Origin of the sequence: Mesorhizobium carmichaelinearum (assembly GCF_900199455.1) — a bacterium.
In the GTDB taxonomy this organism is placed as follows: domain Bacteria; phylum Pseudomonadota; class Alphaproteobacteria; order Rhizobiales; family Rhizobiaceae; genus Mesorhizobium; species Mesorhizobium carmichaelinearum.
In genome coordinates, this window is sequence record NZ_FZQR01000015.1 from 1 (window position 1) to 16,293 (window position 16,293).

Genomic DNA, 16,293 nt, shown 5'->3' on the forward strand with positions numbered 1-16,293 from the left:
GAGTTTGGGGGCGGACTGGAACAGCTGCGTCATGTCCCTCAGCGTCTGCGTGGTCCGGCTGGACAGCACCGCCGGCCGCTCGGCGGCCGCGTCGGCCGCAGCCTGTTCATCGCTCTTCTTCTGCGCTTCCGCCGCCTTGGCGGCGGTGTCCTCGTCGACGAATGGCTTGTCGATGCCCGGGATCGGCTTCAGGTCGATGTTCTGGTGCGCGTAGACCATCAGGCGCTGCCACACCATCGCCGGCAGCGACCCACCCGTCATGTTCTTGGTCGGGGTGAAGTCATCATTGCCCAGCCACACGGCCGCCGTGTAGTTGCCGGTGAAGCCGACGAACCAGGCGTCGCGATAGGATTGCGTCGTGCCGGTCTTGCCGGCGACGACGATGTTGGGAATTTGAGCCCTCCGCCCGGTTCCCATCACCGGCACCGCCGCCAGCATGGTGTTCATGGATTTCAGCGCCTGCTCGGACAGAACGCGGTGCGGCGGAGGTGCGTCCTTGGCGAAATCGTAAACCACCTCTCCGGTCCGAGAGACAAGCTGCGTTATGCCGTGCCGGGACCCAACAAAACCGTTCTGGGCGAACACGCTGTAGCCCGTCGCCTGGTCCATCACGGTCATGCCCGAAGTGCCGAGCACCATCGTCTTGTGCGCCTCGAGCGGCGATTCCACGCCCATCGCCTCGGCCATCGCCTTGATCGGCGCAATGCCGAGATGGTCTTTGGCCAGCCGCACCGGCACGGTGTTGATCGACTTGGCCATCGCCATGATCAGCGTGATGTTGCCGGCTGATTCGCCGCTGTAATTGTGCGGTGACCAGTTGCCCCAGCTGATTGGCCCGCCTGATATGATCGAGTTCGGCGTAAAACCGTGTTCCATCGCCGTGGCGTAGACATAGGGCTTGAAGGACGAGCCGGTCTGGCGCAGCGCCTTGGTCGCGCGGTTGAACTGACTGGCGCCGTAGTCGCGGCCGCCGACGATCGCCCGCACCGCACCATTGGTCTCGATGACCACCACGGCACCCTCGGTGACGTTGTACTCCTTGCCGAACTGGCGCAGATGGAACTCAACGGACTCTTCCGCCGCCTTCTGGATGTTGGCGTCGAAGGTGGTGTGGGCCACCAGCGAGTGCTGGCCGGGCTTGGCGATCTTCTTGACCTCGTCGAAGGCCCAGTCGAGGAAATAGTCGGGGCTCTTCTGTTCGCCGCGGTCGACGACGTCGGCCGGGTGCAACCTTGCCTGCAGCACCTGGCCCTCGGTCATGAAGCCGGAATCGACAAGGTTGGACAGCACCACATTGGCGCGGGCGCGCGCCGCCGGCAGGTTGATGTGGGGGGCGTATTTGGTCGGCGCCTTGAACAGGCCGGCCAGCATCGCCGCCTCGGCAAGGTTGAGGTCCTTGACGCTCTTGCCGAAATAGAAATCCGCCGCCGCCTCGATGCCGAACGTGCCGCCGCCCATATAGGCGCGGTCGAGATAGAGCTGCAGGATTTCCTTCTTCGACAGATTGGCTTCGAGCCACAGCGACAGGAAGGCTTCCTTGATCTTGCGCTCGAACGTCCGCTCATTGGTCAGGAACAGGTTCTTGGCCAATTGCTGGGTAATGCTGGAACCGCCCTGAACGACGGAATTCGCCCGCACATTCTCGAAGATGGCGCGCGAAAGGCCGAGCACGTCGATGCCGTAGTGATCGAAGAAGCGCCGGTCCTCGGTGGCCAACACCGCCTTGATGACGTGGTCGGGCATCTCGTCGACCGGCACGGAATCGCGCTGAATGATGCCGCGCTGGCCGATCTCGTTGCCATAGCGGTCGAGGAAGGTGACGGCGAAGTCGCCCTGCGCGCGCCAGTCGCCGGCCGTATCCTGGAAAGCCGGAATAGCCAGCGCCAGCATCACCACGATGCCGCCGGCACCGAGCGTAAATCCTTCGCTCAAAATCTCGATGATGCCGCGGCGCCAGCCCTTGAGACGAAAGCGCCGCGAGAAGATCGTCGCCGCTTCCCAGAACTGACGGGCCTTGAAACCGATCTCGTAGAGCGAGGAATCGAGCCACGCGTCCAGCGCCAGAAGGCGCGACGCGATCGGACCTCTTCTCTTGCGCGGTTCAGGGCTGACCATTCAAAAACCCGGCTCGGCTGTGGCGTGACCTGAAAACCGCAAGCCGGCAATTTCAGGGCGGCGCCCTGTCCCGACTATTCATCCATTTGTGGATGCTCACAAGGGCGGCAAGGACACAGCCGCAAGGTTTGTCGATGGAAAAGGCAGGTAACTGGCGACATGGTCACTCGCCCGCCAGACTTCCGATCCGGCGGGCGAGGGTGGGTTGCCGTTCTTGGCCAATCAGGCCGCTTCGCGCTTCAGCGCCTGCGCCATGCAATGGATGCCGCCGCCGGTCTTGGATATCTCGCTCATGTCGACGGCCGCGACCTCGAAGCCGCGCGCCTTGAGTTGACCGATGAGCGTCTGGCTCGAGGTCGGCGCGATCACCCTGTCCTTGCCGAGCGACATGAAGTTGCAGCCGAGGGCCATCGTGTCCTGGAAGGGGACATCGATGATCTCGTGGCCCTTGCCCTTCAGCCAGTCGACGATGCCGGGTTCGGTGCAGGCGAGGCACACTGCAGTGAGCTTTTCGGCGATCGGCACGACCATCAGGTCGATATGGACATAATATTCGTCGATAAAGGCGAGCCGCGTTTCCCAGCCCTCTTTCTCGAACCATGACTGGACCTGGCGGGCGCCTTCTTCCTGCGTGCGGGCGCCGCCGCAACCGATCAGCACCACGCCTTCCTCGATGACGTTGAAGTCGCCGCCTTCGAACGTGCCGGCGGTGACCATGTCGTAGATCGGGATGCCGAGTTTTTCATAGGTGCGGATCGCCGCGTAATTCTCACCGCGCCGCCACCAATTGGCCATGGCGGTGATGAAGGCGCCGTAGGGCGTCATGACGCTGGAATCGCGGGAATAGACCTGCATCGGCAGTTCCGGCGTCGGCTCGTGCCAGTGGATGTTGACGCCGAAATGCTCATAGGCGGCGACCAGGTCCTTGTGCTGCGCCTGCGCGATCTGGACGTTGCAGGGCGCCTCGCGCAGATGTTTTCGCGACAGCGAGCTGGTCGACAAATGCCGCAGGAAGTTCGGCGAGCCGAGCAGCACGTCAGTCAATACATCGGTTTCGTTGGCGAAGCCCCATGATGTCAGCGGCTTGGTGCCGCCGGCCGGATTGCGGCGCTGCAGCGAAAACGGCTCGGCGACGATGCGATCATGAACGGTCATGGTGTTCTCCTCGTGGGCTTGTTCTCAAGAGTTGGTCGGGTCATGCATGGCTTGGGATCCACCAGTCGCGGCCGCGCGCCGTGGTGACATATTCCGGCCAGCGGAAGTTGATCGGCGGCTCGTAGTCGCAGAGCGGCGCGATCCAGTTCGCGCCGCCAACGCCGCCGCCGGTGCGGGTGACGAATTCGTCCATCGCCACATCGCGAGCGATCTTGTCCTCGATCAGGCGCAGTGCCGCCAGCGCAACGGTCTTGGCCGCGCAGATGACCATCGGGTCGATGGTGGCGGAAATGCCGCCCAGCGCATTCATCACCCAGGAGGGATAGGCGTGGCCGCCTGCCGAGCGCAGCGCCGGGCGCGCGACATAGAAACGCGCCGTCGGCGCGTGCCAGCTCATGTCGGTATAATCGTCCGAGGTCGAATTCACCTGCGAAGGCGGCAGGTCGCGGCGCAGGATCGCCTCGGCCTCTTGCGGCGAAATCAGCCGCTCCAGCTCATCGATGAACGGGTTCTCGGTCGCGCTAGCCCCGGCATTGACCTGGATTTCGCGGCCGATCGCCCTGGCGGCCTCGTCCCAGCATGGCGGCCCGACCGTCGACAGGGCTTCATAGGCAATCTCGGCCATGGCGTGATTGGCCAGCCCCGGCCGTGACTTCGACACCCAGTGGCGTTCATAGCGGCAACCGCTCATCGTAGCGGCGGCCGCCGCATTGCGGTCGAGCACGGCGGTCACCTGCTCGGCCATGCCGATGGTCGGCACGCGGATCATGTACTGGATCTCGGCCAGCCCCGCCGGCAGATTGTCGGCGGTCGCCTGGCCGGCGGTCAGGATCGCCTCGCTGATCGACCAGCCGCCCTGGTGCGGCAGCATGGAATCGCGCAGCGCCTTGGAGGCCATGTACATCGTCATCAGCGCATCATTGGCGCCGGGGGCGCGGACCGCCGAATGCGCCTGCGGGATCGGCGCGCCATCGCCTGCGCGAACCCAGTTTTCGGGTTCGTCGCACACAAAGCGGTAGATCATGGCGTAGGCGGCACCGCAATGCGTGTCCCAGCGCGCCGTGTTGCACAGCGGCAGCATGTAGAAGGGATGGAAGGAGATCATGCCGGCAAGGCCGTCATAATAGCCCTTGGCCGCATGGATCGGCTTCGAGCCGCGCACCTTCTCTGCCGGCTCGCCGGTAAAGCGCAGCGTGCCTGGGACGCCGTGGCGCTGCATCGCTGCCTTGGTGGCGAGCAGGCCGCCGAGGCTTGCCATGCCCAGCCCCGAATGCGGATCGGTGTGGCCGCCGGCCTCGACGCCAAGACCGGGCCGCGGCTGCTTCACCGTCACCGCATCCTGGCAGTTGCCGGGCACGGCGTCATATTCGGCATACATGCCGATGGTCGGCCCGTCGCCATTCGTCCAGTGGGCGCAAAAGGCGGTCGGCATGCCGCCGGAACCTTCCTCGACGGCAAAACCTTCGCGCTTCAGTCGCTCCACATACCAGGCGGCAGACTGATATTCGCGCCAGGCAGTCTCGCCGAAATCGAAAATGGTGCGCGTCCACGCCGACAGCAGCGGCTGGATGCCGTCGAGGCAGGCAAGGGCGGTCTCTTGCGCCGATGTCGTCACCGGTTTGTCCATGCATCAAAGAAAGCAGTGAAGCGGTTCGCCAAAAAGTGATATGTTTTCCCGGTTCGTGCAAATTCGGTTCACCTCTTGAGAATTCCATCCACACAGGCGCTGCGCGCCCTCGACAGTTTCGCCAGGCATGGCAGCGTCTGGCGTGCCGCCGACGAACTGCACCTCACCCGCAGCGCGGTCAGCCACCAGTTGCGGCTGTTGGAGCGCGATCTCGGCTTCGATCTGCTGCAGCGCATCGGCAAGGGGGTGGCGCTGACGCCGCGCGGCCAGCGCTACGCTGCCGATGTCAGGAAGGCGCTGACCGTGCTCGGCGACGCGGGGGCGCAAAACAGCGGCGCCGGCGTCGGTGGTTCCTTCGCCATCTCCTGCCCTCCTGGCTTCGCCTCGATGTTCCTGTGCAGCCATATCGGTGAATTCCAGCAGATGTACCCTGACGTGGCGCTCTCGGTGCTGACGCCGCGCCGGCTCGACGACGTCTCGAATCCGGACGCCGATGCCTTCATCGCCTTTGGCGTCGGCAACTGGCCGAACCGGGCGGTGGAACTGCTTTGCGAAGTCCACTTCACGCCGCTTTGCAGCCCGACACTGCTCAACAAGGTGGGCGGATTTTCCAAACCCGCCGACGTGTTGCGCGCCAACCTGCTGCATCTCGGCGATACCGAGGACTGGGCGCGCTGGCTGGCGCTTTCCAAGGTGGAAAACCCCGATACCGAAGGTGGCATCTTCTTTTCCGACATGAACCTCGTCTTCTCGGCGGCGGTCGCCGGACAGGGAATTGCCATGGGCGACGAGTTGACCGGCCGCCGGGCCTTGAGCGAAGGCCGGCTGGTCAAGCCGTTTGAAGCGTCCGTGCCTTCGCCACGCTCCTATTTCCTGGTCTTCGAGCATGCCAAGGCCGGCCATCCCGTGCTCAACGCCTTCAGCGACTGGCTCAGGGCGAAGCTGTCGGAGAACAGACTTTAATCTCCCCCCTCGAGGGGGAGATGGCCGCGAAGCGGTCAGAGGGGGTCGGTTCGACTGGGCTCGGCCTGTGGCAGATGAAGGTTGGCGCTCCATGCGCGGCGACCCCCTCTGTCGCCTTTGGCGACATCTCCCCCTCAAGGGGGGAGATTAGGCGCCTCTCACCTCCAGACGTGAATCAAATTTGCCGATCAGGCGAAAACTATTCGGTTGCGGTGAGCCGCGACCCTGCCTACGATTTCACTCGGGACTGAGGAAGAGGCAGGATGCAGCAACCCGGCCGGGCCGCAGAGATCAAGGCAATCGGAATCGGCAAGAGCTTCGGCTCGTTCCGTGCGTTGGACAATCTGTCGCTCAATATCGGCCGCGGCGAGTTCCTGACGCTGCTCGGCCCCTCCGGTTCGGGCAAGACCACCTTCCTGATGATCCTGGCCGGCTTCGTGCAGCCGACCGAAGGCAAGCTTTTCAGCGACGGCACCGATATCACCGACCGCCCGGCCGAACAGCGCGCCGCCGGCATGGTGTTCCAGGGCTATGCGCTGTTCCCGCATATGAGCGTCGAGGCCAACATCGCTTTCCCGCTCAAGGTGCGCAAGAAATCGGCCGCCGACATCAAGAAGCGCGTCGGCGAGATGATCGAGCGCGTCGGTCTGATCGGCCACGAGAAGAAGCTGCCCTCGCAGCTCTCCGGCGGCCAGCAGCAGCGCGTGGCGCTTGCCCGCGCGCTGGTGTTCGAGCCGGGCGTGCTTTTGCTCGACGAGCCGTTCTCGGCGCTGGACAAGAGCCTGCGCGGCCAGATGCAGGCCGAGATGAAGCGCCTGCACCAGGAAACCGGCACCACTTTCGTCTTCGTCACCCACGACCAGAGCGAGGCGCTGGCGCTGTCGTCACGCGTCGCCATCTTCAATCACGGCAAACTGCTCCAGGTCGGCGCGCCGGATGAAGTCTACGACCGGCCGGACAACCGCTTCGTCGCCGAGTTCCTCGGCGAGATCAACATGCTGCCTCTGAAGGGGGTCAAGCCCGCCGACAACGGCTCGACGGGTCTTTGCGAGGACCGCGCGGTCAACATGCACTGCAAGGCCGAGAAGGTCCGTGGCGACGCCATCCTGGCGATCCGGCCCGAACACATGTCGATCGCGCGCGAGGCGGCCGCCGGTGAGAACGGCATCGCCGCGACCGCCATTGCCTCAACCTATCTGGGTGCCGCCACAAAGCTCGATCTGACGACGCGGCAAGGCGCCAAGGTGACCGTGTCGGTGCCGAACGAAGTCGCTGCCGCGGCACTGAGCAAAGGCAATTCCGTCTGGCTGACCTGGCCGGCGGAAAAGGGTTTCCTCCTTCCGGACGGAGGACAATGAACACCGGCGCGGCTTGATCCGCCGCACCGGCTTGCGGACTGAAATCAACGAAAACAAAGGGGAACTGACATGAACGACACCAAGAAAAACGCCATCGAAACGCTGTCCGAAAGGACCAGACGCGGCGAGATTTCGCGCCGCCAGTTCACGCAGCTTGCGGCCCTCGTGCTTGCCGGCACGCCGATGCTGCTGCGCTCGACCGGTGCCTTTGCCGCGGCCAAGGAACTGGTGCTGGTCAATTGGGGCGGCGACGCCATCACCGCCTATGACGCCGCCTATGGCCAGGCCTTCACCAAGGACACCGGCATCACCGTCAAGATGGATGGCTCCGGCCCGACCGAGGGCGCCATCTCGGCGCAGTTCAAGAGCGGCGCGCCGACCTGGGATCTGGTCGACGTCGATCCGTTCTCGGCCATCACGCTCGGCGCCCAGGGTGCGCTCGAGCCGATCGACTATAAGATCGTCGACAAGACCAAGATGCGGCCCGGCTTCGGCTGGGAATATGCCGCTTCGACCTATTTCTTCTCCTATGTCATAGCCTATGATTCCGAAAAGTACGGCAAGGACGCCCCGACCGGCATGGCCGACTTCTTCGACGTGAAGAAGTTCCCCGGCAAGCGTTCGCTCTACAAATGGGGCGTGTCGAGCTGGGAAGCGGCCCTGTTGGCCGACGGCATCGCGCCGGCTTCGCTCTATCCGCTCGACCTGAAGCGCGCGCATGACAAGATCGCTGCCTTCAAGGAAAATGTCGTGGCTTACTGGGGTGGCGGCGCCGAAAGCCAGAGCGTGCTGCTCAACGGCGAAGCCTCGATGGCCATCGTCTGGTCGACCCGCGCGTCGCTGATCGAGCAGGATTCCGGCGGCAAGATCAAGTTCATCTGGGACCAGGGCCTGATCTCGCCCGGCGCGCTCGCCGTGCTTAAGAACAACCCCGGCGGCAAGGATGCGGCGATGAAGTTCATCGCCAGCGCACAGGATCCGCAAAAGCAGCTCGTCATGTTCGACAAACTCGGCCAGGGCCCGGCCAATCCGGCGGCCGACGCGCTGATCCCAGCCGACAAGAAGCGCATCAACCCGGTCGATCCCGAGAACATGAAGAAGCAGATCGCGCTCGACATGGATTGGTACGCCAAGAACTACGGCGCGGCGCTCGACGAATACACCAAGATCATCTCCGCCTGACCGGCGGCGATGCTGATCTGAGATGAGAGGCGTTCTCTCCGACAGGATGGGCGCGGCGCTGTTGATGGCGCCGCTGCTCCTGTTCCTCATCCTGGCCTATGCCTGGCCGTTTCTCGGCGTGGTGAAGTGGAGTTTTACCCTGCCAACGCCAGGGCTTGGCCAGTACCAGGCGTTGCTCACCGACGATCTGGTGCAGTCGGTGTTCATCCGCACGCTGCGCATCGCGGCCATCGTCACTGTTGTATCCGTCGCCGCCGCCTATGCCATCACCGTCGTCTGGGTGCGCGGCAGCCCGGCGCAGCGCCTCATCGCTGAATTCTGCATCCTGGTGCCGTTCTGGATCTCGGTGTTGACGCGCGCCTTCGGCTGGGTGGCGCTTTTGTCCAATCGCGGCCTGATCAACACCTGGCTGCAGTCGATCGGCTTCATCTCCGAACCGCTGACCCTGGTACGCAACGAATTCGGCGTAGTCGTCGGCATGACGCATTTCCTCATTCCTTTCGCGGTCTTTCCGCTGGCATCCGCCATGCGCAGCCTCGATGACCGCGTGCTTCTGGCGGCCCGCGGCCTCGGCTCAAGCCGCATGCGCACCTTCTGGACGGTGTTCGTGCCGATGACCCGCTCCGGTATCATCGGCTCGGCGCTGATCGTCTTCGTGTTTTCGCTCGGCTTCTTCGTCACGCCGGCGATCCTTGGCGGCGGCCGCAGCGTGATGATCGCCGAGCTGATCTATCTCAGGATTTTCCAGAGCCCGGACTGGGGGCTGGGGGCGGCGATCAGCGTCGTGCTGGTGCTGTTCGTCGGCGCGCTGATGGCGTTGCTTTTCCGCTACGTCAAACCGAAGCAGTTGATCTGATGCCGACCTATCGCCCCGGTCCCGTCTCGCTGGTCATCGCCGCTTTGGTGGCGCTGTTCCTGCTGATGCCGCTGCTCGCCGTCATCCCGGTGTCGCTGACGCCGAGCCGCATGCTGGCGATGCCGTCAGGCGAACTGTCGCTGCGCCACTACCGGGCGCTGATCGAGGATCCGCGCTGGATCGATTCCATCCTGCTCTCGATCCGCATCGGCGTCGCCAGCAGCGCCTTTTCCACCGTGCTCGCGCTTTGCTTCAGCCTGGGCGTCTGGATGTTCCAGCCCCGCTTTACCGCCGCGCTGGTCGGTTTCGTGCTGCTGCCGATGGTGGTGCCGCCGGTGGTCTCGGCGATCACGCTCTACTTCCTGCTGACCTCGGTCTCGGGCATGAGTTCCTTCTTCGGCTACGACACCTGGCTTGGCGTTGCCATGGCGCATTCGGTGATGACGGTGCCTTTCGCCACGGTGCTGATCCTGGTCTCGCTCAGCCAGCTCGACCGCCGCATCGACCTTGCGGCGAGGGGGCTCGGCGCCAGCGTCTGGGAGCGCGCCACGCGCATCATCATGCCCAACATCAAGTTCGGGATCGTCACCGCGGCGTTGCTGTCCTTCGTTCTGTCCTGGGAAGAAATCGGCGTCACGCTGTTCATCACCTCGGTCAACGCCATCACGCTGCCTCGTCTGATGTGGATGGGCCTGCGCGACAACATCGACCCGGCGATCGCCGCCCTTTCGGTGATCCTGATCATCATCACCGTGCTGGTGCTGGCGGTGCGGAGTGTGGTTACCAGGCAGCGCGCTGGACACTAGACAAACCGCACCGAGACGCGGCCAAACCTGGCCCGTCTCCTCGACTTCATTCACGATGCGGCGCAAAATATACAAAGCGCTGGCGTTTCATGGGAGGTGATGATGTCGGTGACGTATGATTTTACGGGCCGGACAGCCATCGTCACAGGCGGCGCCCGCGGTATCGGCCGGGCGATCGCCCATAAGCTCGCCTTGAGTGGGGCCGACGTCTGGATCTGGGACATTGAGCCCGTCGCGCTTGAAGGCACACGTTCTCTGTCAGTGGACGTGACGAAACGCGATAGCGTCATGCAAGCGCTATCCGTCATGGGCGAAGTCGGGATCGACATTCTCGTCAACAATGCGGGGTGGCTGGGCAGCTACAAGCCGTTCGAGGAATTCGAACCGGCGGAATGGCAGAAAATCCTGCAGGTCAACCTCCTTGGCACGTTCGAAGTGACGCATCGGGTGCTCCCGCTTATGCGACGAGCGGGCAGGGGTCGTATCGTCAACATGGGATCCCTTGCCGGGAAAGAGGGACTGCCGAGCCTTGCGGCCTATTCCGCAGCCAGCGCCGGTGTCATCGCTTTTACCAAAGCCCTGTCGCGCGAGGTCAGCGACACGGATATTCGCGTCAACTGCATCGCTCCGGGTCCGATCGATACGCGCCTTATCCGGGATCTCGGCAATGAGACCGTCGACGCGATGATATCGGCAAGTCCGCTGAAGCGGCTCGGCGATCCGGACGAGGTAGCGGCGCTCGTGGTGTGGCTTTGCTCAGATGCCAGCGCGTTCAACACCGGCGCTGTTTTCGACATGTCGGGCGGCCGAGCCCGATACTAGCAGCGCTGCGAACTCAAAGGATAAGCCCCGCCGCTTCGGGGGTATGCATCGTGGTCCGGTCGCGTGACGGCCGATCTTTCGCACCATCCAGGCCAACGAAGCTAGTCCGACCATGGCGCCTGGATACCGAGCATCGACCGGGCTCCGACGAGGGGGTGCGACTGGGCCGAGGGGCTGCCGTTCGGAATTTCGCTCCTTGGTCCTGGGAATTCCGACATGGCTCTGCTGTCCCTTTGCCGCAAGGCGCTCGGGCAACATGCTGGCTGAGCAAATCGGCTCTCCAAACTTGCACGGCATGGCAATCTGTTCATAACAGAGTCGTATTTTCGAGATGATCGGCGATCATGATCGCCATGAGACGAATCACGCGGTATGGCGCGGACTTGTCGAGCCGGCTACGCTACGCGCGAATTTGCCAGTATGGCGAACGGCTTGCACAAGGCGTGACAGGCGAGGGGGACGACAAATGACCGCGCCCGGCGATTTGCTGCAGGCACTTTTTCTAAGGCTCAAAAGCGATGCGTCGCTGTCGGCGTTGCTGGGTGGCGCTGGCCTGCTGGAACAGGCAGCCGACAATGCCGCCTTTCCCTATGTGACCTGTGGCCAGACCAGCGCCTTTGACTGGAACACCGGCGCCGACAACAATGACGATCAACTGATCACGCTGCATGTCTGGTCGAAAGCCAATGGCGATGTCGAGACACTTGCCATCATGGATGCCATCAAGGCCCGCCTCGCCGACGCGGCGCTGGTGATCGGCCCGCGTGGCCAGACGCGGCTGTCGCTTGAATTCACCGAGGCCCGTTATGACGAAGACCTCCTCGTGCACCATGGATTGCTGCGGTTTCGTGCGCTGACGCAGGAAAGTGCCTGACACGCTTTCAATCTGACCGAAACGGAGTCTAGACTGGCATTTGCGGGATTTCGTCGGATTGGGGCGACGAAATCACCGTCGGTCGTCTCGCGTTCCAGGGGTGTAGCGAACATGGTTTTCGCATCGATCACCGTTCATTTCACGTTCAGCACCGATGCGTTACAACGCCGACCATGAAAACGCTTCGCTCCCACTTTCGAACCGCGACCCTGGCGCTCTGTGCCGCCGGGCTGTTCGCGTCGCAGGCAAGCGCCGCGTCGGTCGCGGCGTCCGACCAGGACGATCCGGTCGTTGTCGCCGGGAATGACTGCTACGCGATCGGCCAGCAGGTGGCCGAGCAGAATGGCGGAACGCTGGCCAAGGCCTCGCAGTCGACACGCGGTGGCCAGCCGGTCTGCGTCATCGTCGTGCTGGTGCCGGGCAAGGACGGGCAGCGTCCGCGCCGTTCCGAGATCGTCGTTCCGCAGAACTGACCCAGTCTTCCATCTTACAGGGCTACGTTTCCCAGGCCGCCGGAATCGGCCTATATCTGACCCAGTCTTCAGTCTGACTGAACTCTTCAACAGGTGTCGATCTCCGCATGCGCGTACTCGTCGTCGAGGATGACAAGGATCTCAACCGGCAGATAGCGGATGCGCTGGTCGACGCCGGCTATGTCGTCGACCGTGCCTTTGACGGCGAGGAAGGCCATTTCCTCGGCGACACTGAGCCTTACGACGCCGTCGTGCTCGATATCGGCCTGCCGCAGATGGACGGCATCAGCGTGGTCGAGCGCTGGCGCCGTGGCGGTCGCAAGATGCCGGTGCTGATCCTGACGGCGCGCGACCGCTGGAGCGACAAGGTCTCCGGCATCGATGCCGGCGCGGACGACTATGTCACCAAGCCGTTCCACATCGAGGAGGTGCTCGCCAGGGTCAGGGCGCTGATCCGCCGCGCCGCCGGCCATGCCTCGTCGGAACTCTCCTGCGGGCCGCTGCGCCTCGACACCAAGGCCTCGAAGGCCGACGTCAACGGCGTGCCGCTGAAGCTGACCTCGCACGAATTCCGCCTGCTTGCCTATCTGATGCACCATATGGGCGAAGTGGTCTCGCGCACCGAACTGGTCGAGCATCTCTACGACCAGGATTTCGACCGCGATTCCAACACCATCGAGGTGTTTGTCGGGCGGCTGCGCAAGAAGATGGGCATCGACATGATCGAAACCGTGCGTGGCATGGGCTACCGCATGCGCGAGCCGGAGGCGTAACTCGGAACCGCTCAAACCAACCGTAAGGGCGCCGCTTTCGCTGCGTTTGTGGCCGCGTTCGCTGACGTTCCGCGTCATCGCCTTTTCGACGGTCTGGGCGATCCTGACCCTTGTCGTCATCTTCACCTTGATCACCACCCTCTATCGCCAGGCCAGCGAGCGGGGCTTCGACAGCCTGCTTTCGGCGCATCTGTTCAACCTGATCGGGTCCATCGGCATTTCCGACACGGGAGCGCTCACCGGCGCTCCGGACCTCGGCGACCTTCGCTTTTCGGAGCCGAATTCGGGCTGGTACTGGTCGGTCGAGCCAGCCTCGGAAGGCGTGCATGGCGACCTTCATTCGTCGTCGATGACGAGCAAAATCCCGTCGCCAAACGTCGCCGAGGTGCCCTTCAATGCCAGTTTCCAGCGCAGCTATTCGGCCGAAGGCATCGACGGCGAGCAACTCGAAGTGTTCGAGAGCGAATTCGTGCTCGATGCCAAGAACCGCGCCGCGCGTTTTCGTGTCATGGGCAACCAGAGCGAACTCGAACAGGAAATCGCCACCTTCCAGCGCCGCCTGTTGACTTATCTCAGCCTGTTCGGCGTCGGCATGATCGCTATCAACGCCATTGCCATCCTGCTCGGCCTGCAGCCGCTGCGCCGGGTCCGCAACGCCCTTGCCATGGTGCGCGAAGGCACAGCGCAAAGGCTCGACGGCCGCTTCCCGGCTGAGATCGAACCATTAGCCAACGAAACCAACGCCTTGATCGAAAACAACAAACGCATTGTCGAGCGCTCGCGAACCCAGGTTGGCAATCTCGCCCATTCGCTGAAGACGCCGCTGGCCGTGCTGCTCAACGAAGGCAGGGCGCTTGGCGGCGCCAAGGGACAATTGATCGCCGAGCAGGCCGCCTCGATGCAGAAACAGGTCGACCATTATTTGCAGCGCGCCCGCGTCGCGGCGCAACGCGACAGCGTCGTCTACCGCACGCCGGTGGCGCCGTTGGTGCAGCGCATGGTGCGGGTCTTGCAGAAGCTCAACCCGCAGACCAGCCTGTCGCTGACGCTGCCGGCTACCGAAATCGTCTTCGCTGGCGAGCGCGAGGACCTTGAGGAACTGCTCGGCAATCTTCTCGAAAATGCGATGAAATGGGCAAAAAGCGCGGTGTCGGTCACGGTGGCGCCCTTGGCCGGCAAGGATGACAAGCTGTTCGAGATCAGCATCGACGACGACGGCCCGGGCATTCCCGAGGACAAGGCGCGCGACGCGCTGAAGCGTGGAAGGCGCCTGGACGAGACAAAACCGGGAACAGGTCTGGGGCTTGCCATTGTCGCCGACCTCGTCAACGAGTATGGAGGCGTTCTCGCGCTCGAACGGTCCGGCATGGGCGGATTGAAGGCAGTGGTGCGATTGCGGAGCCTTCAGTGACGCTTTCCCGGGCCAATCGACAGCGGTGGACGGCGTATGGTATGGCGACCTATCGATTGGTCCCGCAGAGGCCGGAAGCGGCCAAATTTCCGACAAATATCAATACTATGGCCACGCCTACTTCTCCGATGACGCGGGCCCCGGCGCATCCATGGCAGGCTCCAACTCAAGAAAACCGGTTGTTGGCATGAAGATTCGCGTTGCGCTTGTTTCCGCCCTGCTGGCCCTGTCCGGCTGCTCCACCTTGAGCGGCAAGGGCCCAACGCTCGCGCCGACACCGGCCTCGACGCCTCCGGCAAGCGGCAAGGTCACCAAGTCGATCATTTCGGCAATGGACGGCGGCCTCATTGGCGGCTCGATCGGCAACGGCCTCAGCGAATCGGAAAAACGCAACGCGCTCGAGGCTGAATACAAGGCGCTCGAATATACGACGAGCGGCCAGAAGGTGGCGTGGAAGGGCGATCAGGCGTCGCATTATGGCGAGGTGGTTCCGGCTCAACCCTATCGCGTCGGTTCGCAGGACTGCCGCCAGTATACGCAGACGGTGTTCACCGGCGGAGCCGGCGTTACCGCCCGCGGAACCGCGTGCCGCAACGCCGACGGCAGCTGGACGCCGCTGACCTGAGATTCCGACCGGATTCGGCCGGTTGATGTCGATCAAGGACGTCAGGCGCGCTGACCGTCAAAGCGTCGCAGGATGCCTGTGTTGGCAGGGCAGGGCTCTGCCGTTATTGGAAGAACCATGCTGTTCTGGGTCATAGCCGCAATACTGACGCTGGGCGCGAGCCTGGCGGTGCTGCTGCCGCTGGCCGGAGGCGCCAAGGGCGCGTCGTCGAGCGGCGAGCATGATCTGGAAGTCTATCGCGATCAACTGTCCGAGCTCGACCGCGACGCCGCGCGAGGCCTGATCCAGCCGGCGGAAGCGGCCGAGGCCCGCGCCGAAATCGCGCGCCGCATCCTTCGCCTCGATAATGCCGATACGGCCGGCAAGGCGTCGGCGAGGCCGGCTTCGGTCACCGCACGGCTTGTCGCGACCGTGGCCGTGCTGGCGGTGCCGCTGGTCAGCTGGGGTGTCTACAGCCGGATCGGCTCACCCGATTTGCCGGCGCAGCCGCTCAGCGAAAGGCTGGCCAAGAACCCGGCCGACAGTTCGGTCGACGAATTGGTTGCACGGGCCGAGGCTCATCTTGCCGCCAACCCGTCCGACGGCAGGGGATGGGACGTGCTGGCTCCGGTCTATCTGCGCATGCAGCGCTTTTCCGACGCGGTGACCGCCTATCGCAACGCCATCCGCCTCGACGGCGACAGCGCTGTCCGCCAGGCTGGCCTCGGCGAGGCGATCGCCGGTGCGGCGGGCGGCATCGTTTCCGCCGATGCCCAGGATGCCTTCGAGGCGGCGCTGAAGCTCGACCCGGCCAATGCGAAAGCCAGCTTCTATTTGGCCATGGCTTTGGCGCAGGAGGGACGGAACAAGGACGCGGTGACGGCCTGGCAGGCGATGCTGGGCACTTTGCCGCCGGATTCGCCATGGCGCGGCGCCGTCGAGCAGGCATTGGCCAAGTCCGGCGAAGTCGCTTCCGGTGCGCCTGCGAAAGGCCCCGATGCCGCGGATGTCGACGCCGCGTCCTCCCTATCGCCGCAGGATCGCGAAGCCATGATCAACACAATGGTCGCTGGCCTCGATGAAAAACTGCGGCAAAATCCGCGTGACCCGGAAGGATGGATGCGGCTCGTTCGTTCCTATGTCGTGCTGGGCAAGGCCGATCAGGCGCGCGAGGCGCTGGGTCGCGCCATCGCCGTCTTTGGCGCCGGCAGTGACGAAGCCAAGAAATTCACCGCCTTTGCCGCCTCGCTCGGCCTGACGGCGACGGAGTAGAT

15 protein-coding genes are annotated in these 16,293 nt (G+C 63.8%); 12 read left to right on the top strand and 3 right to left on the bottom strand.

Annotation, left to right across the window (positions count from 1 at the left end):
* From CKW40_RS28420 to CKW40_RS28430, 3 genes are all read right to left on the bottom strand, one after another.
* Positions 1-2,115 (bottom strand): transglycosylase domain-containing protein (locus tag CKW40_RS28420; RefSeq protein ID WP_095203160.1); only part of this gene is annotated, 2,115 nt, incomplete at its 3' end.
* 222 nt (positions 2,116-2,337) lie between these two features.
* Positions 2,338-3,270: a dimethylarginine dimethylaminohydrolase family protein gene (locus CKW40_RS28425; RefSeq protein ID WP_095203161.1), complete on the bottom strand. Its 933-nt coding sequence runs from the start codon at positions 3,268-3,270 to the stop codon at positions 2,338-2,340.
* A gap of 40 nt (positions 3,271-3,310) precedes the next feature.
* Complete coding sequence (locus tag CKW40_RS28430) at positions 3,311-4,897, bottom strand: zinc-binding metallopeptidase family protein (protein WP_179298141.1); 1,587 nt, start codon at positions 4,895-4,897, stop codon at positions 3,311-3,313.
* A gap of 75 nt (positions 4,898-4,972) precedes the next feature.
* Between CKW40_RS28430 and CKW40_RS28435 the strand changes: the two genes are divergently transcribed.
* From CKW40_RS28435 to ccmI, 12 genes are all read left to right on the top strand, one after another.
* Positions 4,973-5,860, top strand: coding sequence for a LysR substrate-binding domain-containing protein (locus tag CKW40_RS28435; protein WP_095203162.1), 888 nt, complete (start codon positions 4,973-4,975; stop codon positions 5,858-5,860).
* A gap of 263 nt (positions 5,861-6,123) precedes the next feature.
* Entirely contained in the window at positions 6,124-7,218 is a 1,095-nt protein-coding gene (locus tag CKW40_RS28440; RefSeq protein ID WP_010915037.1) for an ABC transporter ATP-binding protein, read from the top strand.
* A gap of 69 nt (positions 7,219-7,287) precedes the next feature.
* Positions 7,288-8,400 (top strand): ABC transporter substrate-binding protein, encoded by a 1,113-nt coding sequence (locus CKW40_RS28445; protein WP_095203163.1) that lies wholly within the window; start codon positions 7,288-7,290, stop codon positions 8,398-8,400.
* A gap of 22 nt (positions 8,401-8,422) precedes the next feature.
* Positions 8,423-9,256 (top strand): ABC transporter permease, encoded by an 834-nt coding sequence (locus tag CKW40_RS28450; protein WP_095203164.1) that lies wholly within the window; start codon positions 8,423-8,425, stop codon positions 9,254-9,256.
* Complete coding sequence (locus tag CKW40_RS28455; RefSeq protein ID WP_095203165.1) at positions 9,256-10,062, top strand: ABC transporter permease; 807 nt, start codon at positions 9,256-9,258, stop codon at positions 10,060-10,062. Before CKW40_RS28450 ends, CKW40_RS28455 begins: the two co-directional genes overlap by 1 nt.
* A 102-nt stretch (positions 10,063-10,164) precedes the next feature.
* Positions 10,165-10,884 (top strand): SDR family NAD(P)-dependent oxidoreductase, encoded by a 720-nt coding sequence (locus tag CKW40_RS28460; RefSeq protein WP_244571320.1) that lies wholly within the window; start codon positions 10,165-10,167, stop codon positions 10,882-10,884.
* Positions 10,885-11,350: 466 nt separating this feature from the next.
* Positions 11,351-11,758, top strand: a complete 408-nt coding sequence (locus CKW40_RS28465; RefSeq protein WP_095203167.1) for a DUF3168 domain-containing protein — start codon at positions 11,351-11,353, stop codon at positions 11,756-11,758.
* Positions 11,759-11,931: 173 nt separating this feature from the next.
* On the top strand, positions 11,932-12,231 hold the full coding sequence (locus CKW40_RS28470) for a hypothetical protein (protein ID WP_095203168.1): 300 nt from the start codon (positions 11,932-11,934) through the stop codon (positions 12,229-12,231).
* A 107-nt stretch (positions 12,232-12,338) separates the two neighbouring features.
* Complete coding sequence (locus tag CKW40_RS28475; protein WP_095203169.1) at positions 12,339-13,004, top strand: response regulator transcription factor; 666 nt, start codon at positions 12,339-12,341, stop codon at positions 13,002-13,004.
* A 40-nt stretch (positions 13,005-13,044) separates the two neighbouring features.
* A complete protein-coding gene (locus CKW40_RS28480) occupies positions 13,045-14,415 on the top strand; it encodes an ATP-binding protein (RefSeq protein ID WP_179298151.1) in 1,371 nt (456 codons plus the stop codon).
* A 187-nt stretch (positions 14,416-14,602) separates the two neighbouring features.
* Complete coding sequence (locus CKW40_RS28485; protein WP_095203269.1) at positions 14,603-15,040, top strand: RT0821/Lpp0805 family surface protein; 438 nt, start codon at positions 14,603-14,605, stop codon at positions 15,038-15,040.
* Between the two features lie 117 nt (positions 15,041-15,157).
* The gene (ccmI, locus tag CKW40_RS28490) at positions 15,158-16,291 is read left to right on the top strand and encodes a c-type cytochrome biogenesis protein CcmI (protein WP_095203171.1); all 1,134 of its coding nucleotides are present in this window, start codon (positions 15,158-15,160) and stop codon (positions 16,289-16,291) included.
* Positions 16,292-16,293: the final 2 nt, after the last annotated feature.

Coding starts and splice junctions, on each gene's coding strand:
- CKW40_RS28425 (WP_095203161.1), bottom strand. CDS start 3,270: ATGACCGTTCATGATCGCATCGTCGCCGAGCCGTTTTCGCTGCAGCGC.
- CKW40_RS28430 (WP_179298141.1), bottom strand. CDS start 4,897: ATGGACAAACCGGTGACGACATCGGCGCAAGAGACCGCCCTTGCCTGC.
- CKW40_RS28440 (WP_010915037.1), top strand. CDS start 6,124: ATGCAGCAACCCGGCCGGGCCGCAGAGATCAAGGCAATCGGAATCGGC.
- CKW40_RS28445 (WP_095203163.1), top strand. CDS start 7,288: ATGAACGACACCAAGAAAAACGCCATCGAAACGCTGTCCGAAAGGACC.
- CKW40_RS28450 (WP_095203164.1), top strand. CDS start 8,423: ATGAGAGGCGTTCTCTCCGACAGGATGGGCGCGGCGCTGTTGATGGCG.
- CKW40_RS28455 (WP_095203165.1), top strand. CDS start 9,256: ATGCCGACCTATCGCCCCGGTCCCGTCTCGCTGGTCATCGCCGCTTTG.
- CKW40_RS28460 (WP_244571320.1), top strand. CDS start 10,165: ATGTCGGTGACGTATGATTTTACGGGCCGGACAGCCATCGTCACAGGC.
- CKW40_RS28465 (WP_095203167.1), top strand. CDS start 11,351: ATGACCGCGCCCGGCGATTTGCTGCAGGCACTTTTTCTAAGGCTCAAA.
- CKW40_RS28470 (WP_095203168.1), top strand. CDS start 11,932: ATGAAAACGCTTCGCTCCCACTTTCGAACCGCGACCCTGGCGCTCTGT.
- CKW40_RS28475 (WP_095203169.1), top strand. CDS start 12,339: ATGCGCGTACTCGTCGTCGAGGATGACAAGGATCTCAACCGGCAGATA.
- CKW40_RS28485 (WP_095203269.1), top strand. CDS start 14,603: ATGAAGATTCGCGTTGCGCTTGTTTCCGCCCTGCTGGCCCTGTCCGGC.
- ccmI (WP_095203171.1), top strand. CDS start 15,158: ATGCTGTTCTGGGTCATAGCCGCAATACTGACGCTGGGCGCGAGCCTG.